The sequence below is a fragment of the Amycolatopsis sp. NPDC043889 genome, assembly GCF_056435645.1.
This window is the reverse complement of the sequence record NZ_JBWKEC010000035.1, coordinates 3,993-30,232: the sequence shown is the minus strand read 5'-3', so window position 1 is coordinate 30,232 and position 26,240 is coordinate 3,993. Positions and strand designations below refer to the sequence as shown.

Annotated in this window: 22 protein-coding genes; 12 read left to right on the top strand and 10 right to left on the bottom strand. The window is 69.3% G+C overall.

The window, feature by feature from the left end; translation table 11 throughout:
• Positions 1-5: 5 nt before the first annotated feature.
• Together AC0685_RS37495 and AC0685_RS37490 are read right to left on the bottom strand one after the other, a co-directional pair.
• Positions 6-2,510: a winged helix-turn-helix domain-containing protein gene (locus AC0685_RS37495; RefSeq protein ID WP_478229817.1), complete on the bottom strand. Its 2,505-nt coding sequence runs from the start codon at positions 2,508-2,510 to the stop codon at positions 6-8.
• A gap of 110 nt (positions 2,511-2,620) precedes the next feature.
• On the bottom strand, positions 2,621-3,082 hold the full coding sequence (locus AC0685_RS37490) for a DUF7144 family membrane protein (protein ID WP_478229816.1): 462 nt from the start codon (positions 3,080-3,082) through the stop codon (positions 2,621-2,623).
• A 200-nt stretch (positions 3,083-3,282) separates the two neighbouring features.
• Here AC0685_RS37490 and AC0685_RS37485 point away from each other — a divergent pair, with 200 nt between their 5' ends.
• Entirely contained in the window at positions 3,283-3,789 is a 507-nt protein-coding gene (locus AC0685_RS37485) for a DUF1269 domain-containing protein (protein ID WP_478229815.1), read from the top strand.
• Positions 3,790-3,887: 98 nt separating this feature from the next.
• Here the strand turns inward: AC0685_RS37485 and AC0685_RS37480 are convergent, their stop codons facing one another.
• A complete protein-coding gene (locus tag AC0685_RS37480; protein ID WP_478229814.1) occupies positions 3,888-4,178 on the bottom strand; it encodes a hypothetical protein in 291 nt (96 codons plus the stop codon).
• A complete protein-coding gene (locus AC0685_RS37475) occupies positions 4,175-4,462 on the bottom strand; it encodes a hypothetical protein (RefSeq protein ID WP_478229813.1) in 288 nt (95 codons plus the stop codon). Before AC0685_RS37475 ends, AC0685_RS37480 begins: the two co-directional genes overlap by 4 nt.
• Before the next feature lie 187 nt (positions 4,463-4,649).
• On the opposite strand from AC0685_RS37475, the gene AC0685_RS37470 reads away from it, so the two are divergent.
• The 7 genes from AC0685_RS37470 to AC0685_RS37440 all read left to right on the top strand — a co-directional run bounded on the left by AC0685_RS37470 (position 4,650) and on the right by AC0685_RS37440 (position 12,807).
• Positions 4,650-7,310: a winged helix-turn-helix domain-containing protein gene (locus AC0685_RS37470; protein ID WP_478229812.1), complete on the top strand. Its 2,661-nt coding sequence runs from the start codon at positions 4,650-4,652 to the stop codon at positions 7,308-7,310.
• Between the two features lie 93 nt (positions 7,311-7,403).
• Positions 7,404-7,751 (top strand): SHOCT domain-containing protein, encoded by a 348-nt coding sequence (locus AC0685_RS37465; RefSeq protein WP_478229811.1) that lies wholly within the window; start codon positions 7,404-7,406, stop codon positions 7,749-7,751.
• A gap of 179 nt (positions 7,752-7,930) precedes the next feature.
• Complete coding sequence (locus AC0685_RS37460) at positions 7,931-8,260, top strand: ion channel (RefSeq protein WP_478229847.1); 330 nt, start codon at positions 7,931-7,933, stop codon at positions 8,258-8,260.
• Between the two features lie 210 nt (positions 8,261-8,470).
• Complete coding sequence (locus tag AC0685_RS37455; RefSeq protein WP_478229810.1) at positions 8,471-8,716, top strand: hypothetical protein; 246 nt, start codon at positions 8,471-8,473, stop codon at positions 8,714-8,716.
• An 18-nt stretch (positions 8,717-8,734) separates the two neighbouring features.
• Positions 8,735-9,628, top strand: a complete 894-nt coding sequence (locus AC0685_RS37450; protein ID WP_478229809.1) for a helix-turn-helix domain-containing protein — start codon at positions 8,735-8,737, stop codon at positions 9,626-9,628.
• Between the two features lie 157 nt (positions 9,629-9,785).
• On the top strand, positions 9,786-11,966 hold the full coding sequence (locus AC0685_RS37445; protein ID WP_478229808.1) for an RICIN domain-containing protein: 2,181 nt from the start codon (positions 9,786-9,788) through the stop codon (positions 11,964-11,966).
• Between the two features lie 151 nt (positions 11,967-12,117).
• Positions 12,118-12,807, top strand: a complete 690-nt coding sequence (locus tag AC0685_RS37440) for a VCBS repeat-containing protein (RefSeq protein WP_478229807.1) — start codon at positions 12,118-12,120, stop codon at positions 12,805-12,807.
• Positions 12,808-12,996: 189 nt separating this feature from the next.
• On the opposite strand, the gene AC0685_RS37435 is transcribed toward AC0685_RS37440, so the two are convergent.
• Both AC0685_RS37435 and AC0685_RS37430 read right to left on the bottom strand, forming a co-directional pair.
• Positions 12,997-13,293, bottom strand: coding sequence for a DUF1540 domain-containing protein (locus AC0685_RS37435; protein ID WP_016331847.1), 297 nt, complete (start codon positions 13,291-13,293; stop codon positions 12,997-12,999).
• Between the two features lie 48 nt (positions 13,294-13,341).
• Complete coding sequence (locus AC0685_RS37430; RefSeq protein ID WP_478229806.1) at positions 13,342-14,334, bottom strand: alpha/beta hydrolase; 993 nt, start codon at positions 14,332-14,334, stop codon at positions 13,342-13,344.
• Positions 14,335-14,794: 460 nt separating this feature from the next.
• Between AC0685_RS37430 and AC0685_RS37425 the strand changes: the two genes are divergently transcribed.
• Both AC0685_RS37425 and AC0685_RS37420 read left to right on the top strand, forming a co-directional pair.
• Complete coding sequence (locus AC0685_RS37425) at positions 14,795-15,364, top strand: YbhB/YbcL family Raf kinase inhibitor-like protein (protein WP_478229805.1); 570 nt, start codon at positions 14,795-14,797, stop codon at positions 15,362-15,364.
• A 32-nt stretch (positions 15,365-15,396) separates the two neighbouring features.
• Positions 15,397-18,522 carry an AfsR/SARP family transcriptional regulator gene (locus tag AC0685_RS37420; RefSeq protein WP_478229804.1) on the top strand — a complete coding sequence of 1,042 codons (3,126 nt, stop codon included), beginning with the start codon at positions 15,397-15,399 and terminating at the stop codon, positions 18,520-18,522.
• Here the strand turns inward: AC0685_RS37420 and AC0685_RS37415 are convergent.
• The gene (locus AC0685_RS37415) at positions 18,506-19,228 is read right to left on the bottom strand and encodes an ABC transporter permease (RefSeq protein ID WP_478229846.1); all 723 of its coding nucleotides are present in this window, start codon (positions 19,226-19,228) and stop codon (positions 18,506-18,508) included. The genes AC0685_RS37420 and AC0685_RS37415 overlap by 17 nt on opposite strands.
• A 17-nt stretch (positions 19,229-19,245) precedes the next feature.
• Positions 19,246-20,178, bottom strand: coding sequence for an ATP-binding cassette domain-containing protein (locus AC0685_RS37410; protein WP_478229803.1), 933 nt, complete (start codon positions 20,176-20,178; stop codon positions 19,246-19,248).
• A 133-nt stretch (positions 20,179-20,311) separates the two neighbouring features.
• Here AC0685_RS37410 and AC0685_RS37405 point away from each other — a divergent pair, with 133 nt between their 5' ends.
• On the top strand, positions 20,312-21,529 hold the full coding sequence (locus AC0685_RS37405; protein ID WP_478229802.1) for a cytochrome P450: 1,218 nt from the start codon (positions 20,312-20,314) through the stop codon (positions 21,527-21,529).
• Here AC0685_RS37405 and AC0685_RS37400 read toward each other — a convergent pair.
• Positions 21,513-22,415: an EamA family transporter gene (locus AC0685_RS37400; RefSeq protein ID WP_478229801.1), complete on the bottom strand. Its 903-nt coding sequence runs from the start codon at positions 22,413-22,415 to the stop codon at positions 21,513-21,515. The genes AC0685_RS37405 and AC0685_RS37400 overlap by 17 nt on opposite strands.
• A 92-nt stretch (positions 22,416-22,507) precedes the next feature.
• On the opposite strand from AC0685_RS37400, the gene AC0685_RS37395 reads away from it, so the two are divergent.
• Positions 22,508-23,014, top strand: a complete 507-nt coding sequence (locus AC0685_RS37395) for a MarR family winged helix-turn-helix transcriptional regulator (protein WP_478229800.1) — start codon at positions 22,508-22,510, stop codon at positions 23,012-23,014.
• Positions 23,015-23,234: 220 nt separating this feature from the next.
• Here the strand turns inward: AC0685_RS37395 and AC0685_RS37390 are convergent, their stop codons facing one another.
• Complete coding sequence (locus tag AC0685_RS37390; protein WP_478229799.1) at positions 23,235-25,766, bottom strand: phosphocholine-specific phospholipase C; 2,532 nt, start codon at positions 25,764-25,766, stop codon at positions 23,235-23,237.
• Positions 25,767-26,240: the final 474 nt, after the last annotated feature.

Sequence of the window (26,240 nt, the reverse complement as noted above, 5' to 3'; positions counted from 1 at the left end):
TGCGGTCAGGTCAGGCCGTGATGGCGCGCGACCACCACGGCCGACCGGCGGTTGTTCACCCCGAGCTTGCCGTAGATGGACCGGACGTGGGTCTTCACCGTGTTGACCGAAACCGTGAGGTCCGACGCGATCTCGTCCAGCGAACGCTGGGACGGCAACCGCCTCAGCACCACCTGTTCTCGATCGGTCAGCTCGCTGGACGAGGTGTCCGGGACGAGACGGCCGCGGACCGTCTGCGCGAAGCGGTCCAGCGAGCCGAACCCGCCCGAATGGTCGATCAACAGGTTCCTGACCCGCGGCTCGGCGAGCGCGAACGGACGTACCAGCCGATGTGGCCGGGCGAGGATGAGCGCGCGGTCGAGCGCGTGCAGCGCCAGGGTCCGCCGATGGGAACGCAACGCGAGCGCGGTCTCCGCCAGGCAGGTGTCCACCGGGGTGGCGGGCAGCAACGCGGGAGCGGCGGCGGTGGCCCGCAGGGCCTTCTCGGCCAGATCGGTCTCTTCGGCCGCGAGGTGGGCCCGTATCCGAAGCAGTGCCAGCTCGGCGGTGCCGGGCAATCTCTCCTGCGCCCAGGCGAACACCTCGGCCGCGTGCAGCCCTTCGCCGACCACGAGCGCCGCGTGATGTTCCACGACCGTGCACATTCCCGTGATCTCGCGAGGCAGGTCCAGATCCGCGAGCCGTCGCCGTGCCGTCCGCATGGCCTGCGAGCCCGCCACCCGGTCGCCGCCGTCGAAGCTGACCATGCCCTCGAAGAACCCGCGGAGCGGTCCGAGAACCGGCGCGGAGCCGGGCACCTCAGCTCGCGGGGCACTGGCCAACTCGCCTGCCGCCGCCACCGGCTCGAAGCGCATCAAGTCGTCGTAAGCCAGCATCAGATGGCATTCGGCGACACCCGGTGACCGGCGCCACCCGTGCCGTCGTGCGACGGCGAGCGCTCCGATGCATGCTCGCCTCATCGCCGTGTGGTCACCGAGCAACGCCGTCGCGACAGCGAGCGCGAGTCTGCTGTGGAGCACGAGGTGTTCGAGACGTTCTCCGTGGGCCAGGCGCAGCGCTTCTTCGGCGCGGGTGACGGCGTGGCGCCGGGCGCCCCGATGCAGGGACCGCCAGACCAGATCGAGCTTCTCCCAAGCGCCTGCCTCCGGGGCCCCCGCCACCCGGGGCACCGCGGTCTCGAGTGGGCCGCTCCCCGTCACCAGCGCGAGATGGGGCACGGCCAGCAGGCGCAGGCCGTCGTCGCCGAGATCGGTGGCGGCGGCGGTGAACTCGCCGCGCTGGACGTGGTCCAGCGCGGACGCCAGCCGGAGCCGTGGGCTCGCGACCAAAGCCCCCTCCCCCAGGTAGGCGAGCGCTCCGCGGACGAGTTCCCCGTCGCCGGCCAGCACCTGACGCACCGCGTGGTCCCGCGCCAACCCCAGGACACGTTGGCGGTCACCGCCCGCGATGGCGTGCGTCAGTGCTTCCCCGAACCGCCCTTCCCCGGCGTACCAGCGGGCCGCGATCCCCTGCAGCCGCCGTACCCGCGCCGGGGACCGGCGCGCCAGCTCCGCCTGCAGGAAACCCCGCGACAGGGCGGGAAGCCGGTAGGTGTCGGCCGGTGTGCGCACGACAAGCCCGGTCTCGCGCTCCAGCTCGTCCAGTGTCACTCCGGCGTCCGGCGAGCCCGACAGCCGGGCCGCGAGGCTCGCGCTCACCGTGTCGCAGACACTGATGCACAGCAAGAGATCCGACGTCGCTGACGGCAGCGAGGCGAGGACCTCGTCGGCGAAGAACCGGGCCACGGCGGGCTCGTCGCCCCCGACGGCGCCGACGAGCCCGTCCGTGTCCCCGGCATCGCGCAGCGAAACAGCGGCCCAGCCGAGCGCGGCCGCCCAGCCCGCGGTGCGCTCGGACAGATCGCGGACGAGGTCTTCGCTCACCGCGGCCCCGGTGGCGCGGAACAGGCACGCCGTCTCCTCCACGCTGAACCGCAGTTCGGCGGCACCGAGCCGCGAAAGCGCGCCTTCGACGTGCAGGCGGGCCAGCCGGAGTTTCGGCTCGACCCTGGTGGCCAGCATCAGCCGCAACATCGGAGGCTGATGCCGGGCCAGCGCCGCGAGCGCCTCCAACGGCTCCGGGTCGGAAATCTCCTGGACGTCGTCCAGTACGAGCCACACCGGTTCGCGCAGTCCGGCGAACACTTCACCGAGGTCGGCCAGGAACTCGGTGCGCCGCCCGGGCACCGGCGGCCTGAGCCGGAACTCCGGCAGGCGGGGGCTACGCCGCAACGCGAGGAGGATCGCCGCCCACAGACGGCGTTCGTCGTTGTCGTCGTCGTCCAGCGACACCCAGCCGACGTCCCGCCGATCGCGGGCCCATCCGGCCAGTGCGGTGGTCTTCCCGGAACCGGCCGGGGCCCGGAGCACGGTCACCGGCCGGGTGCCGGCGCGGTCGAACAGGGCCATGAGCCGGGAACGGGGGACGAAGATGCCCGGCACCCGCGGCACCATCACCTTGGCTCCGGGCATCCGCCAGGACCGCGACGTCGTTCGAGCGGGCAAGTCAACCTCTTGATCGTCCGAGGGACCGCGACCCCGGCGAGGCCACGACTGTGCTGGTCAGCGGTGTGGCCTCCGGATCACCAGAGCTCTTCCGCGGCCTCGTCCCCGTGCACCAGCACCGCCCAGATCACCAGGACGTCGAGAGCGATGACGACCACGCCCCAGATCGGATACGCGGACAGGAACACCATCTGCGCCAACGCGTTGAAGCCGGCGAGCACGACGGTGATGATGCGGGCCCACGGAGCCCCGGTGAACAGCGCGCTCCCCGCGAGCACCGCGAGGGCGCCGACGATCAGATGGATCCATCCCCAGGCGCCGAGGTCGAAGACGAGCAACCCCGATGGGCCGAGCAGGTAGTAGTTCTGGTCGAACAGCGCGACCAGTCCTTCCACGGCGGTGAACAGACCGGCCATGACGGTGATCGACCCGGCGAACCAGATCCAGCCAGACCGCCGCGACCGGGAGGCGGCCGGATCCGGCGGGGACGGCGGCCCGGTGCCGGGCGTGGTTGTCCGGTGGTGCGCTCTTTCGCTCATGATTCCTCTTTCCGGGAGGAGGGACTGCGGACTCGGGTGATCATGATGGGTTCGCCATGACGGCGGCCTCGCCCGCGTCAGGTGAGATCGGGCGCTGCCGGAACCGCACCGGCTCATCCGGCGCGGGCGATGCGGGGCGGGGGCGGCCCGGAGCACAGTGCCGCTCGGACCACCGATTCCGGATCGAGGAGGACCGCATCATGACTTCGCTGACCGTATGGGCCTTTCCCACCGCGGACGGCGCGGAGAACGCGCTCGCGCTGCTGGAACGACTGCAAAAGCAACAGCTCATCTCGATCGCCGACGCGGCCTATGTCACCTGGCCCGAAGGCCGGAAGAAGCCGAAGACCAAGGAACTCGGCTCCTTGACCGGCTCCGGGGCACTGGGCGGCGGGTTCTGGGGGCTGCTGTTGGGCCTGATCTTCCTGGTGCCGCTGCTGGGGATGGCCGTCGGGGCGACGATCGGGGCGATGACCGGTTCACTTTCCCGCGTCGGCATCGACGACGAGTTCATCGCCACCGTCCGGAACCGCGTCACGCCGGGCACGTCCGCGCTGTTCGTGATGTCGGACGACGCCGTCCTGGATCGGGTCGCGGAGCCCTTCAAGGAGACCGGTGCCACCCTGGTGACCACGAATCTCTCCGACGAGGAAGAGGCACGACTGCGCACCGCGTTCGGCGAGTTCCCCGTTCCCGGACGGCTCTGACCCGGTCCAGGCACTGGACGGTAGGTCCGTGAAGGCCTCCTTGAGGGACTCTGGGTCCCTCAAGGAGGCCTTCACGGACGCCACGGCACCTTCCCGGATCACCGCGTATTCGGAAAACGCCCGCCGATCTCCCGCAGGGGAAGTTCCCTGACCCGGTGCACGGACTCCACACACATCCCGAGTGCCTCGAGCGTCCGCAGAATGCGCGAGATACTCCCCTGATCGGTGACGGTGCCGAAGACGATCATCTCCTTGCCGACCGGGACCACGAGCATTCCCCGGAAATCGTCTACCACCCTGGCCGCCTGTTCGGGGATTCGACCACTGCCCCGGAAGACGTAATTCGCTCCCGCCAACGGTCCACGCCGAGCCGGAATCGGCAGGCTCATCGGTTCCCCTTTCCTCCGCCTGCCCGCCCCGCCGAGAAAAACGCCGCGGCGAGCACAGCCAGATCGACCGCCAACATGATCGACGACCAGGTGTGCGATGGCAGGAAGAGCGACCGCCCGAGCAGGTCGAGACCGGCCCTGACGGCGAGCCGAACCGAGGTCACCGAGGTCAGTGTGGCAAGGAAGGCGGCGAGCGAGAACACCATCGCCTCGGTGCCGACACGGCCGGTTCGCAGAACGTCGAGTACCACGAACTCGACGGGACCGACCCAGAATAACTGCATCGTGACGAATGCGAGCGTCGGCCGATTTCCGGTTTTCCGCTTTCTCCATGAATCTCCACGAACTTTCACAGAGCACACGATTCTGCGCGCGGTATTCCTTTTCCTCGCCCAGCGCGGGTGAGACGGCCGAATTTCCTGGCAGGATCCGCCATGGGGGTGTGAAACTGACCGTGAAGGAGGCAGGCGCATGCTGGAGAACCAAGTTATTTCGCCGCGGAGACGGGTGCCGAAGACAAAGGTGACCATCCCGGATCCCCCCGGAGATCTCGTTCCCAGACCGCGACTGCTGACCGCCTTCGACAACGCGGAAGAGCGGTCCATGGTGTTCGTCGGGGCACCTGCCGGTTACGGCAAGACCGTGCTGCTCGCCGACTGGGCCGCCCGCCACCGCGGCGCGGTCGCCTGGGTCTCCGCCGACGCCGAGGACGACGACCTGTTCTTCTGGTCAGCGGTCCTCGAAGCGCTCAGCGGCTGCGCCCGGATCCCGGCGGGAAACCCGGTGCGGTCACTCGCGGTGCCCGCCACCCCGGGCACGGACCTCGCGTTCCAGGCCAAGGTCGCCGACGCGCTGGACATGCTGCCGGAACCCGTTCTGCTCGTACTCGACGGCGCTCAGGAGATCACCGATCCGGGCACGTGGCGCGGGCTGCGGGCGCTCCTGCGGCACCAGCCGTCGGGACTGCGCCTGGCGATCTCGAGCCGCAGTGAGCCACCGCTACCGCTGGTGCGCGCCCGCGTCGCGGGCAGGCTTCTCGAAGTGAATGTGGACCGATTGCGGTTCTCACCGGAAGAGGCCGGAGCACTCGTCGAGGCGATCGGGCCGGGGATCCCGCCGCATCAGGTCGGTCTGCTCGTCGCCAGGACGGGCGGCTGGCCCGCCGGACTGCGCCTCGCCGCCGCTTCCGCGGCACGGCAAGGAAATCTCGCCGACTTCTTCGCCGGACGGGACCGGGCGGTACTCGATTACCTGACCGACGAGGTGCTCGCTCCCCTGACGGCCGCGCAACGAGACCTGCTGCGCGCGATCAGCATCTGCGACGAAGTCCCGGCCGGACTGGCGGCCGCCTTGGCCGACCGGCCGGACGCGGAGGCGATGTTGCGTGATCTCGGCGAACCGGCCGGGCAGTTGGTGGACTCCGGCGGGACACCGGCACGCCATCGACTGCCACCCCTGCTGCGCACCTACCTGCGGGCCGAGTTGCTGCGGCGGGCCCCGGAGCGAACCAGGACCCTGCACGCGGCGGCGGCGCGCTGGTTCGCCGAACACGACCGGGCCGCCTCCGCGTTATTGCACAGCGTCCGCTCCGGCAACACCACGCGCGTCGGCGAATTGCTGCGCCGCCACGCGGTGACGCTGTTCCTCACCGGTGAGCACGACGTGCTGCGGCTCGCGCTCGCCGTCCTCGGCAACCGGCGGGCCGCGGCTTCCCCCCTGCTCGCACTGATCTCGGCCGCGCTGCACCTGGAGCGAGGCGAGCCGACGTTGGCGGAGTCGCAGCTGAGCTGCGCGGAAGCGGCCTGGCCGGAAGAACCCGAAGCGGAGCTGACGGTGCTGCGGCAGCTGGTGCACTCCCGGCTCGCCCAGGTCGATCGCGGGCCGGCGCAGGCCGTCCGCGCGGCCGAGCAGGTCGACGAGTACCTGGCGGCGGACACCGGGCTCAGCGGGTTGGCGACCCTGCACCGGGTGTGCGTCCTGACCGCCCGCCGTGATCGGGGTTCGGCGCGGGAGGCCCTGGCACGCGTAGCCGAATCCGCCGAGAACGCGCGGCACCACTTCCTCGGCACCCAATGTCTCATCACCCTGAGCGGACTGGCCGGGTCCGACGGCGACTACCGGGCGATGGACACGCTGGCGCGCCGGGTGCGGGCCCGCCACGTGGCACACGACCCGCATCGCTCGCTCGAAGGAGCCCAGGTGTCCGCCCAGCTCGCCTACGGCTCCTTGCTGCGCGGTGAGGCCGCCGAATGCGTCGAACACGCGAAGCAGATCGGGCGGATGCTCGGCGACGCACCCGCCCGGGCGGCCCGGAACCTGGGCCTGATCGCCGAAACCCTGCGGGGTGCGGCCGAATTCGAGCTCGGCGGCTGGCACTCGGGACTGCGGCGGATGCGCCGCGCACGCACGCGCCTTGGCACCGGGCGGAGTTTCTCCGCCGAACACGCGGCGTGGTGCGCGCTACTGGAGCACCGGGCGGCGCTGCGGCTCGGCGCTGCGGCTCAGGCGAGGGAGACCTTCCGCTGGGCCCAGCCGGTCATCGCCGGTTCGGGCGAACTGCTGCTGATGCGGGCCCGGACCCAGCTACGGCTCGGCAGACAGGGCGCGGCGAGTTCCGTGCTGCGGTCACTGTCGGAAGAGGACGCGCCGATGCTGTTGCCGTGGGCGGGGGTCGAAGCGTCGCTGGTCGGCGTGCGGGCGGCGCTGGCGGCCGGGGCGCCGGAGCGGGCGGTGCGGTCGCTGGACGACGCCCTGCGCGCCGCCGAACCCGGTGACGTCCGGTTCCCGTTCGTGTTCGCTCCTTCCGACGTCATCGCGTTCCTGACCACGCGACTCGGCAAACTGGGCACCGGTGAGCGGTTCGCGGGCCAGGTGCTCGCCTGGCGACGCGAAGCGTGCACTCCGCCGATGCCGGCGCCGCTGACCGAACGGGAACGCAATGTCCTGCGCCTGCTGCCCACCCAGCGGTCGATCGACGAGATCGCCCAGGACCTGACGGTTTCGCCGAACACCGTCAAGACCCACGTCCGCGGGATCTACACGAAACTCGACGTCCGCACCAGGCGCGACGCCGTGGCGATCGCGCTCCGGCGCGGTCTGCTGGACATCGAGGTCACCGATTTCCCGGGCTGACGCCCGCTCGCCTCACCTGTCCCGGGTGAGGCGAGCGGGCCCTGGCTCCGGTCAAGTGAAGCGGACCCGACCGATCCGGTGTGAGGAGAGATCATGGCCTTGGCGAGCACGGACTACCCGTTCTCCGAGCTGATGTGGACGATGCTGGTGTTCTTCTGCTGGGTCGCCTGGTTCTGGCTGTTGTTCCTCGTCCTGAGCGACCTCTACCGCAGGCCAGGAGTGTCCGGCTGGGCCAAGGCGGGCTGGACGGTGCTGGTGTTCTTGCTGCCCTTCGTCGGTGTCCTGCTCTACCTGGGCACCCAGGGCAGGCACTCGCGGTCTTCGTCCACAGTGGGCAAAGATGCCGCGGAGCGGATCGCCGAGGCGAAACGCCTGCTGGACCAAGGAGCCATCGACGAGGAGGAATTCCGCGTCCTCAAGCGGAAGGCGCTCTCGTCTTGACGTCGGCGTCCGGATGGCGGTTCTTCCACCTCGCGGTGCTGCGGCCGCTGCTGACGGTCACCGCGCTGCTGTGCCTGTACTACCTGCTCCCGGTCGACCAGGGGTTGCACGCCTGGACCGTGGCCGCCTTCGCCTGCGGCCTCGCGATCGTGGTACTGATCGTCGTCGGCGAGGTACGGATGATCCTGCGTTCACCGTTCGCCGCCCTGCAAGGGATCCAGGCGCTGGCCTTGATCGTGCCGCTGTTCCTGCTCCTGTTCGCCGACGGCTACTACGTGCTCGGCCAGGACCAGCCCGGCTCGTTCGGCACCGAGCTGACGCGGACGGATGCCCTGTACCTCACGGTCACGATGTTCACCACGGTGGGTTTCGGTGACATAGGACCGGTTTCGGCCACGGCACGGATACTGGCGACGGTCCAGACGGTGGCGAACCTGGTGGTGCTGAGCATCGCCCTGCGGGTGATCGTGACCGCCGTCCGGCGCCGAGGTCCGCGGCGAGCACGCTGACGGCCACGGTCATCGTCGTCGCCGCGTAGCCGGCTACGTATTGGGCGAGGGCCAAGGGCGGGACGATCATGGCGTGGCCGGGCGGGGACCGACCACGTACCCCCGCCTTCGTCAACAAGGCCACCTTTGCCTTACCCCTCAATAAGAACCACTTCACCCCGGACGGATGAGGCGGTGATCGAGACCGCACCCGATACCCGAGGAGGCACCATGCCCGAAACCGCGATCGCCGATCACGGCCTGATCGGCGATCTGCAGACCGCCGCACTGGTCACCACCGGCGGGTCGATCGACTGGTTCCGCAGCCCGCGCTTCGATTCACCGTCGGTCTTCGGCGCGCTGCGCTACGCCGAAGAGATCGCGCCGAGTGGCGAGCAACTCGACAACTTCCCGCAGGCCTTCACTCACCTCTCGCTCATCGACGCCGCGGTCACCCTCGACGCCGCTCTGGGGTGATTGCGCGAAGATGCGGGGATGGGTTACCGGACCTGGATGCGGTACTTCACACCGTCCGCCGTGCACCGACGGCTGGGCCTGGTGTGCCTCGGTGTCGGGCTGCAGCACGGCGTCCTGCCCGTGGTGGGGCCGCGCGTGCTCGACCATTACGTGGCCGTCGTGGTGTCCAAGGGGCGCGGGTGGTTCGCCGTGGCGGGCGGGGAACGGCAGGAGGTCGTCGCGCCCGCCCTGCTGTGGCTCGTCCCCGGGGTCGGGCACCACTACGCGCCCGACCCCGCGCACGGCTGGGAAGAATGTTTCGTCGACTTCGACGGCGGCGCCGTGGACGCCTACGTGGAACTCGGCTACGTCACACCCGGGACGCCGGTGGTGCCGCTGGGCGACGTCGAGGTCGTCCGCGACATCGTGAGCCGGATCGTGCGCTGCGCGCGAGGCGGCAGCCCGCTGGCACAGGTCGACGCTTCGGCGGCCGTGCATCACCTGCTGGTGGCCTTGCGGCGGGCCGGCGCCGACAGCACACCGAGCGGCGGATCCCTGCTGGAGGCGCTGGCGCGGGACGCCCTGCTGCCGATCAGCGTCGCGGAGATCGCGGCCCGCCGCGGCATGACGCTGCCCGAACTGCGCGCCGCCGTGCGCCGGAGCACCGAGACCGGTTTGAAGGACCACCTGCTGACCCTCCGTCTCAACCGCGCGAAGGAACTCCTGACCACCACGCGGATGCCGGTTCAGGAGGTGGCCCAGGCGATCGGCTACGAGGACGCCGCCTACTTCAGCAGGCTCTTCACCCGCCGGGTCGGGGTCTCGCCCGGGCGCTTCCGCGAGTCGCGCGTCCAGGCCGTCCCCGGTGGCTGGAGTTCGCGGATCCCCTCGCCCGACGATCCGCCGCTGGTGCCGACGGACGAGCCGGAGTGAGCTTGGACTTCCGTGCGGCACCGCTTGGACTTTCCGCGCAATAAGTGCATGAACGACGCTTGAAGTTGAGTGAACGCGTTGACTTACGCGCAATAACGTTCATAACATCGGCGACCGCCCCGCCAACTGTGGTGCGGGTCACCCTTGGGAGAGAGTCATGCGGACCCTGCCTCTTCTCGGCGCCGCGGCGTTGGCCGTGGCGGCGATCACGGTGGTACCGGTGTCGTCCGACGCCGCACCGCCGGACGCGACGTACACCATCACGGTCGACGCCAAGAAGTCGTTCAGCCCGACCACCGACACCCCGGCGAGTAGCTATGTCGACAAGGACGGCACGTTCTACTTCCAGCAGGCGGCCGCGCTCTACGGCGCGGACCAGCCGCGTGAGTGGGATTTCTACAGTGGGCGCGATTTCGACAGCTTCACCAAGAACCCCATCAGCACAGCGGTGAACCCGGCCAACCCCGCCGACCGCAACGACGACACGACCTGGCGCTGCAACAACAGCCCCACCGGCAAGGAGTCCACCTACCCGCCCGCCGGGTCGGGCTACTCGCAGCGCAACTTCTGTGACCTCGTCGGCACCTGGGTCGATCCGGACACCGGCGACTGGTACGGCCTGATCCACAACGAGTTCACGCCCGAGCCGTTCGGCGCCTACTCGTTCTCCCACTACGACGCGATCGACATGGCCGTGTCGAAGGACCAGGGCAAGACCTGGACCATCTCCGACCACGTGATCACCTCGCCTTACAGCACCGAACGCGGTGACACGTCGACCTTCCCGCATCAGACGTTCGACTACGGCGACGGCGACCCGCGCCTGTTCGTCGACACCGCCTCCGGGTACTTCTACGTCTACTACGGTTCGCGCATCGTGCCGAAGGCGGGCGCCGGCGGCCCGATGACCGGGCTGGCGCACGTCGCCCGCTCGCCGATCTCGGCCAAGATGGCGTCCGGCTCGTGGCAGAAGTGGTTCGACGGCGGATGGACCCAGCCCGGTGTCGGCGGCCGCGAGAGCAACATGGTCCCCGTGTCCGCCCCGGGCGACACCGGTTACACACCCGTCGCGGACGACTACGACCCGGCCAACACCGGCAACGTCAGCGAGCAGATCGCCGCGGGACAACTGCCGCGCAAATCGGATCTGTTCATCATGAACATCGCCTACAACGCGCATCTCGGTCTCTACATCGGCGCGCCGGAGGCCGTGGACAGCGTCGTCCCCCAGCGGTATTACGTGACCGACGATCTGACGACGCAGAAGTGGCGGCTGATCGGCGACACCGGGAGCTACACCAACCAGTCGTGGTACCGCTGGTTCGTGGACGCCGCGAACAAGACGAACTCGACCATCATCGGCAAGCAGTTCCGGTCGTACTGCGCGGTGGCGTGCTCGAACAACGCGGGCGGTGAATACACCACCCAGACCATCACGTCGTCCGCGCCCGCACCGTCCCCTGTGGACACTTCACGCAAGTACCGCATCGGCCTCGGCGACGGCCGGGTTCTCGCGCAGGGAACCGGAACCGCGACGACGTCCGTCGCGAGCACGACCGGCTCCGACCGCGAGGCGTGGCAGTTCTCGTCCGACGGCGACGGCTCGTACCGCGTCACCAACGCCGCCACGGGCCAGCTCCTCGGCGTCGACGCCGTGCAGGCGGGCCGGACGTGGGGCGCGAAACCCACCGTGACGTCGTCCTCGACGGTCGGGCAGCAGTGGTTCGTCATCCCGTCCACTGCGGACAAGGGAACCTTCCGGCTGGTGAACCGCTACAGCGGGCTCGTGCTCGGCCTTTCCGGCAAGGCCTCGCGGCTGGCGGAGACCACCCCGCTGCGCTCCTGGACAGACACCACCGGGAACGCCGTCGGAGGTGGCCGGACCGCGGCCGAGCAGACGCTGAAGTTCACCGACGCCGGCGCCGGCACTCTCGGCGGGGTCCACACCCTGGCCGCGGCAGGCAAGAACCTCGACGACCCGGACTCGTCGACGGCCTCCGGCACACCTCTGGTCACCTGGACGCCGAACCAGGGCGCCAACCAGAAGTGGCTGTTCACCAGGCAGACCGACGGTTCCTACACCCTGACCAACACGCATTCGAAACTGTGCGCCGACGTCGAAGGCGGAGCCACCACCGCGGGCGCGCGCGTCATCCAGTGGACGTGCACGGGCGGGTCCAACCAACGCTGGACCGCGGCGAAACAGCCCGACGGCACCTACAAACTCGCCAGCGTCCGTTCGGGCCTGCTCCTGACCACGGCGTCCACTTCGGACGGTGCGGCCGTCACACAGCGGGCCGACACCGGTTCCGCGCTCCAGTCGTGGTCGATCGGCTGATCCGGGCGGCCCGCTCCTTCGGGGGCGGGCCACCCGGGTTGCTTTCGTGTGGCACATCACACTCTCACTGCACGCTCCCGCGCCGCAACCGTCTCCCCTCATGAGAGCACTTTCGGTGAAACGTTCACCGAAAGCGTGGAGGGAGAACACCATGAAGCACACCGGCATCGTCCGTACCGCCACCATCACCGGCGTCGCCGCCGCGCTGAGCCTGGCCGCCATCGTCCCGGCGCTGGCGAGCCCGCTGAACAATCCGCTGACCCCGCCCTCCGGCGACCCGGTCACCACCGTGGCCGACCTCGACGGCAACGGCGAGATCGAGACCGTCACCGCCCAGCTCACCGGCGACAACGACCAGGTCGTCTCCGCCACCGTGAACGGCACCTTCACCTCGATCCACCTCGGCGCCGACAGCTCCGTCCCGCTCAAGGCCCCGCGCGTCACCGACCTCAACGGCGATGGCCGTGCCGAACTGATCGTCACCCAGTCCGTCGGCGCCAACACCACCTTCTTCACCGCTCTGCACTACGACGGCCGCAACCTCAGCCAGGTCGTCGACAACGACAGCAAGCCGCTGTCGATCGCCGAAGGCGGTGGCGTCGCCGCCCACCTGGGCTACCGGTGCACCCCGCTCGAAGGAGGCGGCCGCACCTTCGAAACCGTCGCCGCCGAAGCCGACGACGTCGGCGCCGACCCTCTCACCTACTCGGGCACCCGCACCGTCTACACCCTTCGCGACGGCGCGCTGACCACCCAGAAGACCATCCCGATCACCAACCGCCCGGTGACCGACCCGGTGCTCGGCACCGACGCCGCCACCTGCGACCAGGCCGGGAGCTGACGTCGCCCGCGAACGGTCGTGAGTGGCGATTCGGGCTTATTGAGGGGGCAAAGGTGGCATGTTGCGAAAGCCTCTTTCGCAACGTGACGGAGGCGGGGTGCGCGGTCGGGTCAGGTGGTCGTGAGTGAAAAGGGTCGTTCTAACGACCCTTTTCACTCACGAATCGCCACTCAGGGCCAGCCGTACCCGCTACGGTGCGTAGGTCAGGCAGTTGGCGGCATGGTCACCCTCGCCCGGCCCTACCCGGACACTCGATGCGGTGCATTCCAATGCGGAATTGTGGCGGCAATCGGACCGGGAGCAGGCTCCCACCTGCGCGGTCACTCGATCGAGTCCGCCTTTGGTGTTGAGCGGGACGAACGTTCCGCAATCGGCCGATCCATTGCCGCCACCCACCGTGATGGCGAAAGCGTGACAGCCGTCGTGGTTGTACGAGCATCCGCTGACCGTGCATTCGTGGACAGCGGGCATTTCGGTGGTGGTCATAACGACTCCTGTACTTCGTGGTGGTGGTGTCGTTCGGTATGACCAGGGTTACACCGCCCCGTTCCCGCGGCAATTCGGAGAAATTCGTTCACGTCCGGCGAGCAGCCGTTCCAGCCAGGACTCCCTGGCGGCGAGGCACGATCGGGCGACGGCCGTTTCCGGCGCGAGATCGTAGAAGCCGTGGAAGGCGCCGCTCCAGACGTGCAGTTCCGCCTCTCCCCCGGCGGCCCAGATCGCACTCGCGTACGCCACGGCCTCGTCCCGGAACACCTCGACAGCGCCGACGTCGATGAAGGTCGGCGGCAATCCGCTGAGATCCGTCGCACGGGCCGGGGCGGCATACGGTGAGACATCGGGGGCGCCTCGCCGGTCCCCGAGGACCATCGTCCACGCCGTCAGGTTGCTGGTCCGGTCCCAGACGCCGACACCGTCGTACCGGCGCGCGGACACGGTCTCGTTCCGGTCGTCGATCATCGGGCACTGGAGCAGCTGACCGGACAGCACCGGCCCGCCGCGGTCGCGCGACAGCAACGTGACCCCCGCGGCGAGACCGCCTCCGCCGCTCCCACCGAAGATGATCAGCTTGCCAGGGTCGAAGCCCAGCTCGTCCGCGTGCGCGGCCATCCACTCCAGTCCGGCGTAGCAGTCCTCCACCGGCACCGGATGCGGATGTTCGGGCGCACGGCGGAATTCGACGGTGACCGCGACGGCGTCGTACTTCATGGCCCAGTCGACGAGCGGATGCACCGACGCGAACCGGTCGCCCATCACCATTCCGCCGCCGTGCACGTGGTAGATCCCCGGCCCGCCGCCGCGATGATCCCGGCGTGCGATGACCGAGACCGTGATCTCCGCGCCGTCGTACCCGGGGATCTCGTGGTCGGTCCAGGTGACCGGACGGTCGCCGATCTGCTCTTCGATCGTCGGGAAAGGCAGCGCCCGGTAGCGCTCCAGCTGATCCGCCGTCATGCCGACCGGCACATTCCCCGCGAGCACGGGCAGTACGGCGGCGAGTTCGGGATCGTATGCGGGTTCCACCATCCGCGCGAGCCTAGCGACCGGGCGCCGACATTCCGTATACGCCGGCTCAGAGATCGAGGTCGAGACGTGAAGACGCGCGGGAGACACAGCAGTACATCCGTCCCGGTGGCGCGCCGCCCGCACCCGCCGCAGGAGGGTCGTCGAGAAGCAGCCGAGCGGTTGAGCTTCGCACGACTCGCTCCCCCTTTGTCTTTTTCTCCTTTCCTCACGGTAAAATCGGCTCCGTCGGCCGCGCCGGCATCACCACACGACAGGGCGAGCGACCGGAACCGCCCGTCCAGAGCCGGAACTCGCGAGTTCGCCGCTCAAGCACGCGAGTTCGCCACTCAAGCACGCGTGAGACGGGCTGAATCCGGCGAAAACACCTCGATAGGCCGGAAAAGTGCGCTAGCCGCCCCGTTCCGGGCTGCCTACGCTGAATTCCGCGCACGGGAACCACAAACGTCCTCGGGAGTCTCCGATGAGAGCAACGAGAATCGTGTTCTGCGCCCTGTTCGCCCTCGGCGCCGCCTGCCTTTCCCCGACGGCTGCGGCGGAGCAAACCGCGTTCACCCTGTCCAGTTCCGCGTTCGCCGACGGCGGCCTCATGCCCAAGGTCCACGAGTGCACCAGCGGCGGCGGGCAGGACCCGGCCAAGAAGAACGAGTCGCCGCCGTTGGCCTGGTCGGGCGCTCCAGCCGGGGCCAAGAGCTACGCGATCGTCATGCGCGACCTCGACAACGCCGGCCTGATCCACTGGGTCATCTACGACATCCCGGTGACGACGGCCTCGCTCCCCCAGAACGTCCAGCACGTCTACCGGCCACCGGTGCCCGTCGGCTCCAGGCAGGTCTACTACCGCGGGAGCGCGAGCCTCTACGGCTACCAGGGCCCGTGCTCGCCCTCCACCGTGAACACCTACGAGTTCGTCGTGCACGCCCTCGACCAGACGTCGCTCACCGGCCTGAACTCCGGTTCGTCGACCCGGACCGCCGCCAGGGCGATCACCGCGGCGTCGATCGGCTCGGCGAGGATCTCCGGCGAGTCGTAAGTCCCCTGGTCACCCGTGGCAAAATCGGCCCAATGCAGATCGGGATGCTGGGGCCCTTCGAGGTGCGCACGGACGACGGCGGTCTCGCCGACGTGCCGGGTGCCCGGTTGCGCGGGTTGCTGATCGCGCTCGCGCTCGAACCGGGCCGGGTGGTCCCGAAGGCGACGCTCGTCGACTGGATCTGGGGCGAACAACCTCCCGCCGACGCGACGAACGCCTTGCAGCGCTTGGTTTCCCGGCTGCGCAAGGTGCTGCCGGAAGGGGTCGTCGAGGGCCAGACCGACGGCTACCGGCTGAAGGTGTCGCCCGACGCCGTCGACGCCGTGCGGTTCGAGCGTCTCGTCGGCCAGGCCCGCGGCGACGAGGAGCCGAAGCGGCTGCGTGAGGCCCTCGCCCTGTGGCGCGGCGCGGCCATGCAGGACGTCGGCCTGCAGGACAGCGGCGCCTTCGACGCGGCGGTCACCCGGCTCGAAGGGCTTCGTCTGACGGCGCTGGAGGATCGGTTCGACGCTGAACTCGACCTCGGCCACGGCGCGAACCTCGTCACCGAACTGACCGATCTGGTGGCCGCGCATCCGTTGCGCGAGCGGCTCGTCGCCGCGCAGATGCGGGCCCTCGCGGCGACGGGCCGCGACACCGAAGCGCTGCTCGTGTACCAGCGCACGCGGGAAGCCCTGGCCGACGCGCTCGGCGTCGATCCGTCGCCGGAGCTGTCCGCGGTACACGTCGCGCTGCTGCGGGGCGAGCTGGGACGGCGTGAAGAGAACCGCAAGACCAACGTGCGCGCCGAGCTGACCAGCTTCGTCGGCAAGGACGCCGACGTCGCCAAGGTCCGCGACCTCGTCGCCGGGCACCGGCTCACCACGCTGCTCGGTCCCGGCGGCTCGGGAAAGACCCGGCTGGCCACGGAAACCGCGCGCACCTTGCTCGGCGATCTGCCGGACGGGGCATGGCTGGTGGAACTCGCGGCCATCGGCCCGGAAGATGATGTCGCGCAAGCGACTCTCGCCGCGCTCGGGCTGCGGGACGCCCTGCTCGGCGACTCGTCGAACGCGGAGCCCGTCGAACGGGTCATCGCCGCGATCCGGGACCGGGAAGTCCTGCTGATCCTCGACAACTGCGAGCACGTGATCGAGGCGGCCGCGGCGTTCGCCCATCGTGTGCTCGGGGAATGCCGCCGTCTGCGGATACTGGCGACGAGCCGGGAGCCGCTCGGTATCACCGGCGAGACGTTGTGGCATGTCGTGCCGCTGGCGGTGCCGGACCGGCACGCCGGCGCCGCCGAGATCGAATCCTCCCCCGCCGTCCGGTTGCTGCGGGACCGGGCGAGCGCGGTACACAAGGATTTCGTGGCTGACGAGACGACTCTGTCCACCGTGGCGCGCGTGTGCCGGATCCTGGACGGGATGCCGCTGGCGATCGAACTGGCCGCGGCCAGGCTGCGCACCATGTCCATCGAGCAGCTCGCGAACCGGCTCGACGACCGGTTCCGCCTGCTGACCGGCGGCAGCCGGACCGCGCTGCCCCGGCACCGGACGCTGCGCGCCATGGTCGACTGGAGCTGGGAGCTGCTGTCCGACGCCGAACGGACGGTCCTGTGCAGGCTCTCGGTGTTCTCGGGCGGGGCGAGCCTCGAAGCGGCCGAGCGGGTCTGCGTCAGCGAGGCGGTCGAGCAGTACGAGGTCCTCGAACTGCTCACCACGCTGACCGAAAAGTCGCTGCTGATCGCGGCGGGCGACGAAGCGCCGCGCTACCGGATGCTCGGCACGATCAAGGAGTACGCCGCGCAACGGCTCGCCGAGGCGGGCGAAACGGTGGTGGCGCGCCACGCGCATCTCGCTTATTTCACCGAGCTCGCCGAGGCCGCGGAGCCGATGCTCCGTCGCGCCGAGCAGCTGGAATGGCTCGCCAAACTCAAGGCCGAGCACGACAACATCACGTCCGCGATGCGTGGCGCCCTCACCGCGGGCGAGGGACCGGAGGCGATGCGGCTCGCGGCGGCCTGCGGTTGGTACTGGTGGCTCAGCGGGCACCGCACGGAAGGCATGGAGCTGGTCAGCGCGGCCGTCAGGACGCCGGGCGAGGTGTCCGACGACGTCGCGGCCGTGGTGTACGGGCTCGTCTCGCTGTTCGTGAGTTCCGGTTTCGCCGACGAACACACCGCGGCGAAGTGGATCCACGAGTCGTACCGGCTGGGCACGCGCAGTGAGAACAAGCACCCGCTGCTCGGGCTCGTCGTCCCGCTGGAACGCATGCTGGCCGGGGACGAAGCGCTGTCCGCGTGGGAACCGGTGCTGGAGGACGAGAACGACTGGGTCCGCGCGCTGGGCAGGCTGCACCTCGGCAAGATGCGGATCACGCTCGGCCATCCCGGCCGGGAGGCGGACGAGTATCTCGAGCAGGCGCTCGCCGAGTTCCGGGCGATCGGCGAACGATTCGGGATCTCGTTCGCCCTGACCGAACTGGCGGACCGCATCGCCACTCGCGGCGAGTTCGCCACCGCGTGCGCGTACTACGAAGAGGCGGTCACGGTCGTGACCGAGGTCGGCTCCATGGAGGACCTCATCCGGCTGCGGTCGCGGCAGGCGCAGCTGTACTGGCTGATGGGCGACGAGGAGGCCAGCGCGGCCGCGGTGGCCGAAGCGCAGCGGTACGCCGAACGCGTCACCTGGCCGGGCGCGCTGGGCATGCTCGCCCTCGCGCACGCGGAACTCGCCCACTGGCGCGGGGAAACCGAGGAGGCGGCGCGGCAGCTCGACATCGCGACGACCGTGATGGGCGACGAAGCCGGCCTCGGCCACGTTCGCGCCATCAGCCACGACCTTCTCGGCTATTTCGCGGAGGAGCTCGAAAAATCCCGTGAACACCGGCAGGCGGCCTGGCACGCGGCCGCCGAGGTGCGGCACGTGCCCCTGATCGCCCACATGCTCGTCGGGATCGCGGATCTGGCCCTGCGCCAGGACGATCCCGAGCAGGCCGCACGGCTGCTCGGGGCGGCCGACGAGCTGCGCGGGCTGCCGGACCGGTCCCGTCCGGACGTGACCCGGATCGAGGAGACCGTGCTGCGCCGCCTCGGCGAAGCGAAATTCGCGGAGGCGGCGCGAGAGGGCACCGAAGCGGACTGGAAGCGGCTGGCCGAGGTCACGCTCGCTTCTTGAACGTCGAGGACGCCCACAGGTATCCGGCGAGCGCGATCCCGGCGCACCACCCGAGGGCGGGGAGCACGTCGCCCGCGGCCGGTGCCCCGTTGAGCAGCCCGCGCAGGGTCTCGATGATCGGCGTGAAGGGCTGGTACTCGGCGAACTCCCGGAGCCCGGGTCCCATCTTCTCGGCGGGCACGATCGCGCTGCTGAAGAACGGCAGCATGACCAGCGGCACCGAGGCCATCCCCGCGGTTTCCGGCGATTTCGCCGACAGCCCCAGCGCGACCGTGAGCCAGGCCGCCGCGAAACCGAGCAGGACGACGATCCCCACCACACCCAGCCAGTCGAGGAAACCGGCCGCCGGGGAGAAGCCGAGCAGGAAGGCCACCCCGGTGAGTGCCGCGATGGCGAGCAGGTTGGTCAGCACGCTGGCGGCGACATGCCCGTTCAGCACCGCGCCGCGGGAGACGTCCATGACCTTGAACCGGTTGATGATGCCCTTGGTCATGTCGGAGTTCACCGCGGTCGCGGTCGCGCCGAGCCCGTAGCAGACGGCCAGCAGCATCAATCCCGGCGTCGCGTAGTCGACGTAATCGACGCCGACGCTGAACGCGTCTCCGAACACGTACACGAACATCAACATCATCACGACCGGCATCAGGATCGCGTTGAACACCGAGGTCGGGTTGCGGACGAGGTGCTTGAAATTACGGCGCAACATCACCGTGGACGCGGATTTCACTTCACTGCCTCCGTGCTGTGGCCCGTCAGGGCGAGGAAAACGTCATCGAGATCAGGGGTGTGGACGGAGAACTCTTCGGCGGCGACCGCGTACTCGTCGAGCCGGTCCAGCAGCGAGCGCAGCGATTTCGTCCCGGCGTCGCTGGGGACCCGCAGGGCGAGCGCCTCGTCGTCCCGGGAGGCCCCGGGGAAGATCCGCGCGGCCGCGTCGAGTTCGGCGACGGTGGTGAACCGCAGCCGGACATGCGTTCCGGGCATCCGGCGCTTGAGTTCGTCGGGCGTGCCCTGTGCGACCAGGCGGCCCTGGTCGAGGACCGCGATCCGGTCGGCGAGCTGGTCGGCTTCCTCGAGGTACTGGGTGGTGAGGAAGACGGTGACGCCGCCGCCCACCAGCTCACGGATGATCGACCACATCGTGCGACGGCTGCGCGGGTCCAGTCCCGTGGTGGGCTCGTCGAGGAAGATGATCCGCGGATCGCCGACGAGCGTCATCGCCAGATCCAGTTTCCGGCGCATACCGCCGGAGTAGGCCGCCGCCGGTTTCCGCGCCGATTCCACCAGGTCGAAGCGTTCCAGCAGGTCGGCCACGACCCGCTTGCCCGCGGTTCCGCGGCTCAGGTCCGCCATCAGCTGCAGGTTCTCCTGGCCCGTCAGAAGTTCGTCCACCGCCGCGAACTGGCCGGTGACCCCGATCGCCGCGCGCACCGCCTTGGCCTCGGTCACGAGGTCGTGGCCGGCGACCTTCGCCGTCCCGCCGTCGGACTTCATCAGTGTGGTCAGCAGGTTCACCGTCGTGGTCTTCCCCGCTCCGTTCGGGCCGAGCAGGGAGAAAATGGTGCCGGCGGGGACTTCCAGGTCGATACCGTCGAGCACGACCTTGTCCCCGAAGGTCTTTCGCAGTCCCGAAACCGCGATCGCTGTTTCTGTCATGGGCACTACTCTGGGCGGCCACGCTGACACGCCCCCGCCACGACGCTGACACGGGTGGTGTCAGCGCCGTGTCAGCCCGATGTCAGGGCTCGCGACGACAGTGGTGGTCACAACCACCACGAAAGGCGAAGCGATGACTCAGACGGTTCCCATCCCGCAGGGCCTCCCGATGGACCGCGACGCGGGCCCCTTCGACCCGCCCAGCGAGATCACCCGGCTGCGCGAGGCCCGCCCGGTGAGTCCCATGGTCTTCCCCGACGGCCACGAGGGCTGGCTCGTCACCGGCTACGACGAGGCCCGGCAGCTGCTGGCCGACACCCGGTTCAGCTCGCGCCAGGACATCGGCATCCTCCACGCGCCGTACGAGACGCCGGGGATGCCCACCCCGACCGAGCCCTCCCCGCCGATGCCGGGCATGTTCGTCGCCATGGACCCGCCGGACCACGGCCGGTTGCGCAAGCGGCTCACCGGCGCTTTCACCGTCAAACGGATGAAGCAGCTCGAAGACCACATCGTCGAGATCACCGAACGGCAGCTGGACGCGATGGCCGCGCTGGTCCCGCCGGTCGATCTGGTCAAGGAGTTCGCGCTGCCGGTGCCGTCGCTGGTGATCTGCGAACTGCTCGGCGTCCCCTACGAGGACCGGGAGAACTTCCAGGCCGACTCCGCCCAGCTCATGGTCAGGGACCAGACGCTGGAGGAGAAGATGGCCGCGTTCATCGGGATGAACACCTTCCTCACCGAACTGGTCACCCGCAAACGCGAGACGCCCGGCGACGACATCCTGTCCGACCTCGGCCGCCACGACGACCTCACCATCGAGGAGCTGACGGGAGCCGCTTTCCTGCTGCTGCTCGCGGGCCACGAGACCACCGCGAACATGTTGTCGCTGGGCACTTTCGCGCTACTGGAACACCCCGAACAGCTGGCCGAACTGCGTGCCGACGCGGAGCTGCTGCCCGGCGCCGTCGAAGAGATGCTTCGCTACCTGTCCGTCGCCGACATCTTCTTCCGCTACGCCACGGAAGACCTGGAACTCGGCGGTGAAACGATCCGCGCGGGGTCGACCGTCATCATCTCGCTGCTGGCCGCCAACCGTGACCCGCGGCGGTTCCAGAATCCCGACGCGTTGGACCTGCGTCGCAACGCCCGCGGCCTGTTGTCCTTCGGGCACGGCATCCACCAGTGCCTCGGCCAGCAGCTGGCGCGGATCGAGATGAAGGCGGGTTTCGAGGGATTGCTGCGCCGCTTCCCGACGCTCGCGCTCGCCGTCCCCGCCGGCGAGGTCAGGCTCAAGACCGACATGAACATCTACGGCGTCCACGAGTTGCCGGTCACCTGGGGCTCCTGAGTGTTTGGCTGAGCGTCAAAGCGGTGAGGGCAATGGCGAATCCGGTGAGCTGCCAACCGGTGAGGGTCTGGCCGAGCACCAGGAACCCGGCGGCCGTGGCGACGAGGGGGTTGGTCAGCGTCAGCAGGGAGACCGACGCCGGGGCGAGGCGGTCGATGCCGTGGAACCACAGCGGGTAGGCCAGCGCGGTGGTGACGATGCCGATGTAGGCGTAGCCGAGCAGGTTCGCGGTCGTCAGCGAGTCCGGGAGACCTTCGAACAGGAGCGTCGCCGGGGCCAGGACGACGCCGCCCAAGGTCAGCTGCCAGCCGGTCATCGCCAGCGGATGCTCGGGACGGCCCCATTTCTTGGTCAGGATCAGGGAAACGGCCATGAGCCCGACGGCGCCGAGCATGGCGGCCAGGCCGAGCGGGTCCAGGCGGGCTTCCGCCGAAAGGGTCAGCAGGGCGACACCACCGGCGCCGACGATCGAGGCGAGCAGGATCGGCGCCGGTGTCCGGACGCGGAGCATCGGCAGCGCGAGCAAGGCGACCAGCAGCGGTTGGAGGGCGCCGAGGGTCGCGGCGACCCCGCCGGGAAGGCGATACGCGGCGAGGAAGATCAACGGCAGGAAGGCACCGAAGTTGAGCATTCCGAGCACGGTCGTCTTCCACCACCAGGATCCGTGCGGGAGCCGTCTGGTCAGTGCCAGCAGGAGCAGCCCGGCCGGGAGAGCCCGCAGCGCGGCGGCCAGCAGTGGCCGGTCCGGGGGCAGGAGGGTCGCGGTGACGACGTACACGGTGCCCCAGCTGGCCGGTGCCAGTGCGGCGAGCGCGGCGTCACGGAGCGTCGGTTTCGCGGCCGCCTGCTCGGTCGGAGCGACAGGCCGTTCGGCGATGACCGCCATGATGTCTCCTCACTGATAATCTCAACGTTGAGATAACAGCAGTGACTTCTGTCAATGTCAAGTCTCTTAATGTTGAGACGATTGGAGGCGTCATGGCCGACGCGGTGGACGCGGTGATCGCGCTGTGGCGGCACGAGCGGCCGGACCTCGAAGACAAGCTCTGGCCCGCCGAGGTGATCGGCCGCGTTCAGCGGCTTTCCAGGATCCTCGACCGGAAGCTCAAGGAGTTCAACGCCCGGCACGACCTGGAGTCGTGGGAGTTCGACGTGCTCACCACGCTCCGCCGATCAGGCGAAGCCGACGGCCTGACACCCGGCGCGCTGCTCAAGGCCGCGATGGTCACCTCGGGGGCGATCACGAACCGGATCGATCGCATGGAGGCCAAGGGCCTGGTCGAGCGGGTGCGCGACAGCGACGACCGCCGTTCGGTCAAGATCCGGCTGACCGGCAAAGGCCGCGAAGTCGTCGACGAGGTCTTCGTACTCCACCTGGAGAACGAAGCCGACCTCCTGCCCGATCTGAAACCGGCGCAGTGGGCCGAACTGATCGGCGGCCTGCGGCTGCTGCTCGAACACTTCGGCGACACGTCACTGGAGTGACTTCGGCGCGGGCGGTGTACACCCAGCCACCGCGTAGCCGGGCCGAAGTCTCACGCCGGGTCGGCGAGGATTCCGTTCACGTAAGTCCCGGATGCGTGGCGGCCAGTTCGCGGTGAGCGGCTGGGTCCGGCCCGGCGGAATGGTCGTCACCCGCGTCGGCTTCCACATGCCAGAACCCTCGGCAGGCTTCAGGATCGAGAGTAGACGGGGCCCGTTCGTGTCACGCCCAGCCGAGCGGGGTGACCTCCGCCGCCGATGTCCACGGGCCGCGCCCGCCCGCCTCGGTGAGGGCACGGAACCGCACATAGCGCGCCCGAGTAGGCCAGAACCGCAGGGTCTTCCGGGCGGCGTCGTCGGCGAAGGTACCCGTGGCGACGGGGCTTCCCCAGGCGGACCCGTCGGTGCTCAGGCAGACCTCGTACGCACCGACGCGGCCGTGGCCGGAACCGTCCTGGCGCGGCAGGTAGGCCAGGCCGGTGACGGTGCGGGCGGCGCCCAGATCGAGCTGGATTTCGTGGGGCAGCGGGTCTTCCCCGCCGGACCACTTGGTGTGCCAGTGGGTGGCGGGATCACCGTCGACGGCGTTCGTGGCGGCGCCGGACTCGCCCACGGTCTCCTGGCTGTCGGCCGAGCGGACGGTGGCGGCGAGCGGCCCGGAGCCCATCACCGGGTCGCTGATGCTCTCGGCGCCCGTCTCGACATGCCCCGCGAAGCGGCGAAAGAAGCCATCCGGCCCCTGAACGGCCAGGTCGTACCAGCCGCCCATGCCGCCTTCGGTGCTAAACCAGTCCTCGACCGTCGCGCCTTGGGCGACCGTGTACGTCCACGGTCCGCCACCCCGGTTGCCGGTGCGCACGGTCAGCTCGCACGCCGCGCCGGCGTTGGTCATCGTCAGGTACACGACGCCGGAACCCGGCCGCAGCACGACTTCCGGATTCGGCGCGCCGCCGGTGGTCGCGGTGATCCGATTGCCCGCGAACCGCCTCAGGAAACCGTTGGGGCCGTGCGCGGTGAGGTCGTACGCGCCCTCCGGGGAACCCACCTGCCAGTAATCCGAGAGCGTCGCGTTCCCGCCGAGTGTGTAGCGCCAAGGCCCATCGGTGCGGTGCGCGTTGGCGTACACGGAGAAATGGGCGCCCGCGGTTCCGGTGTTGGCGAAGTCGATCCAGAACCGCTCGGCCGTCACTCGTCCGGAAACCGCCAACCGGTAAGGCAAGGGCCTTGCGGGCCGGACACCGGTCTCCGGCACCGGAAGCTTCTGCACGGAAGGCGGCTGCGGCTGAGTGTTCCAGGGCCCGCTCGTCGGCACCGGTTCGGTCAGCGCCGGATAGGTCGCGTTCGGCGCCGTGGTGTCCAGCGCCGAAGTCAGGTCGCCGCATACGGTGCGCCGCCACGGCGAGATGTTCGGCTCGGCGACGCCGCTCCACCGTTCCAGGAACCGCAACACCGAGGTGTGGTCGAAGACCTCCGAGCACACCTTCCCGCCCCGGCTCCACGGCGAGATGACGAACATGGGCACCCGCACCCCCAGCCCGATCGGCTCACCGGAGACGAATTCGTCGGTCGTGGCCACGGAACTCTTGCCCTCGTCGTCCGAGGCGGGTGGGGCGGGCGGTGGCATGTGGTCGAAGAAGCCGCCGTCCTCGTCGTAGGTCAGCAGGAACAAGGTCTTGTTCCACACGCCGGGTTTCGAGGCGATCGTGTCGAGGATCGACTTCACCAGCTCGGCCCCGGTGTTGGGCCCCCACGCGGGATGTTCGGTCTGCGATTCCGGCGCGACGATCCACGACACCGACGGCAGCCTGCCCGCGTCGACATCGGCCTTGAAGGCGACCGGCAACTGCTTCGGCGCGACCCTGGCCAGGCCCCGGTCGTACAGAGCGCGCTCGGTCGCGGTCAAGGTCGCCACCCCCGCGGCCAGTCCGTCGAGCAGCCGGGTCCGTTCGGCGGCCGAGGCCGAATCCAGGGCGTAGTAGAAGTACTCCAGCTTCGGGAAGGCTTTGCCCGCGGAGTCCTTCACCTTCGACAAGGCCTTGGTACCGACGGCAAGGAAACTGCTGAAATAGTCCAGCGAATTGTCGCCGTAATTGTCCCATTCCTGATACACCCGCCAACTGCGGCCCGCGGCCTGAAGCCGCTCGGCGTAGGTCTTCCAGGTGTAGCCGGTGTGCCCGGGGTTCTGCCACGCGTCATTGCCGATCGCGCGGGTCGTGCCGTCCGGTTCGAAGCCGAGTTTGCCGGTGAACAGATACATCCGGTTCGGGTTGGTCGGCCCCATTTCCGAGCAGTGGTAGGCATCGCAGACCGTGAACGCGTCGGCGAGTTCGTGATAGAACGGCAGCGCCGAACGCCGGTGATAAGTCAGCGAGCGAACACCCTTGGCCGCGCGCCACGCGTCGTGGCGGCCCTTGTTCCACGCCCGGTGCCCGCCGGACCAGCTGTGGTCGACGTCGGCCATGAACTGGTCGTCGATCGCGTACGGCAGCAGCGTTCCCGCGCCGTCGGGCTGCTGGAAGACCGAGGCCCCGGAAGGCAGTTTGATCGCGGCCGGATCGGCGAATCCCCGCACACCGCGCAGCGTCCCCAGATAATGGTCGAACGACCGGTTCTCCTGCATGAACACCACGACATGCTCGATGACATCGAGCCCGCCCGTCGGCGCCTCGGCGGCGAGCGCCTGCCGGACGCTCGCCGGGAGCAAGGTGAAAGCGGAAGCCGCACCAGCGGCTTTCAGCAGGGTACGACGGCGCACGGAGCCCTCCCGGAATGGCGTTGAACCCGGTCGATCGTGTTCGAAACTGCACCTTTTCGGCGACTATCGAGCAGATAGAAGCATATGGTGCTGATCCGTTCAAGGGTTCCGCCCGCGGGCTGCATGATCGGAGCAACAAGACACGACTTTCGTAGCCGGTTCAGAGGTCGTGAGTGGTGACCAAGGTGTCTTGGCTACCTACGCGGATTCTGCGGCGGTCGCCCCTGGCCTTCATGTACTCGTGAGCGTTAAGGACGGTTATAGAGGGGTAAGGCAAACGTGGCGTTCCGGAGTTGGCGGCAGGAGCGGGACTCGCCGACCAGGCACCTTCCAACTGTTCATAACGGACTTTTTCCGCGGTGACAGTGTCCGACTTGGGTGATTTGCACGGTTCGGCGAGGGGGTCGTGGGGGGGGGTTTTGGTTTTTCCCCCCCAAACCCCCCCCCCCCCCCCCCCCCAACCCCCCCCCCCCC

Bases quoted from the DNA above. Each gene is read 5' to 3' on its own strand.
- AC0685_RS37495 (WP_478229817.1), bottom strand. From the start codon at position 2,510: ATGCCCGGAGCCAAGGTGATGGTGCCGCGGGTGCCGGGCATCTTCGTC.
- AC0685_RS37490 (WP_478229816.1), bottom strand. From the start codon at position 3,082: ATGAGCGAAAGAGCGCACCACCGGACAACCACGCCCGGCACCGGGCCG.
- AC0685_RS37485 (WP_478229815.1), top strand. From the start codon at position 3,283: ATGACTTCGCTGACCGTATGGGCCTTTCCCACCGCGGACGGCGCGGAG.
- AC0685_RS37480 (WP_478229814.1), bottom strand. From the start codon at position 4,178: ATGAGCCTGCCGATTCCGGCTCGGCGTGGACCGTTGGCGGGAGCGAAT.
- AC0685_RS37475 (WP_478229813.1), bottom strand. From the start codon at position 4,462: ATGCAGTTATTCTGGGTCGGTCCCGTCGAGTTCGTGGTACTCGACGTT.
- AC0685_RS37470 (WP_478229812.1), top strand. From the start codon at position 4,650: ATGCTGGAGAACCAAGTTATTTCGCCGCGGAGACGGGTGCCGAAGACA.
- AC0685_RS37465 (WP_478229811.1), top strand. From the start codon at position 7,404: ATGGCCTTGGCGAGCACGGACTACCCGTTCTCCGAGCTGATGTGGACG.
- AC0685_RS37460 (WP_478229847.1), top strand. From the start codon at position 7,931: ATGATCCTGCGTTCACCGTTCGCCGCCCTGCAAGGGATCCAGGCGCTG.
- AC0685_RS37455 (WP_478229810.1), top strand. From the start codon at position 8,471: ATGCCCGAAACCGCGATCGCCGATCACGGCCTGATCGGCGATCTGCAG.
- AC0685_RS37450 (WP_478229809.1), top strand. From the start codon at position 8,735: ATGGGTTACCGGACCTGGATGCGGTACTTCACACCGTCCGCCGTGCAC.
- AC0685_RS37445 (WP_478229808.1), top strand. From the start codon at position 9,786: ATGCGGACCCTGCCTCTTCTCGGCGCCGCGGCGTTGGCCGTGGCGGCG.
- AC0685_RS37440 (WP_478229807.1), top strand. From the start codon at position 12,118: ATGAAGCACACCGGCATCGTCCGTACCGCCACCATCACCGGCGTCGCC.
- AC0685_RS37435 (WP_016331847.1), bottom strand. From the start codon at position 13,293: ATGACCACCACCGAAATGCCCGCTGTCCACGAATGCACGGTCAGCGGA.
- AC0685_RS37430 (WP_478229806.1), bottom strand. From the start codon at position 14,334: ATGGTGGAACCCGCATACGATCCCGAACTCGCCGCCGTACTGCCCGTG.
- AC0685_RS37425 (WP_478229805.1), top strand. From the start codon at position 14,795: ATGAGAGCAACGAGAATCGTGTTCTGCGCCCTGTTCGCCCTCGGCGCC.
- AC0685_RS37420 (WP_478229804.1), top strand. From the start codon at position 15,397: ATGCAGATCGGGATGCTGGGGCCCTTCGAGGTGCGCACGGACGACGGC.
- AC0685_RS37415 (WP_478229846.1), bottom strand. From the start codon at position 19,228: ATGTTGCGCCGTAATTTCAAGCACCTCGTCCGCAACCCGACCTCGGTG.
- AC0685_RS37410 (WP_478229803.1), bottom strand. From the start codon at position 20,178: ATGACAGAAACAGCGATCGCGGTTTCGGGACTGCGAAAGACCTTCGGG.
- AC0685_RS37405 (WP_478229802.1), top strand. From the start codon at position 20,312: ATGACTCAGACGGTTCCCATCCCGCAGGGCCTCCCGATGGACCGCGAC.
- AC0685_RS37400 (WP_478229801.1), bottom strand. From the start codon at position 22,415: ATGGCGGTCATCGCCGAACGGCCTGTCGCTCCGACCGAGCAGGCGGCC.
- AC0685_RS37395 (WP_478229800.1), top strand. From the start codon at position 22,508: ATGGCCGACGCGGTGGACGCGGTGATCGCGCTGTGGCGGCACGAGCGG.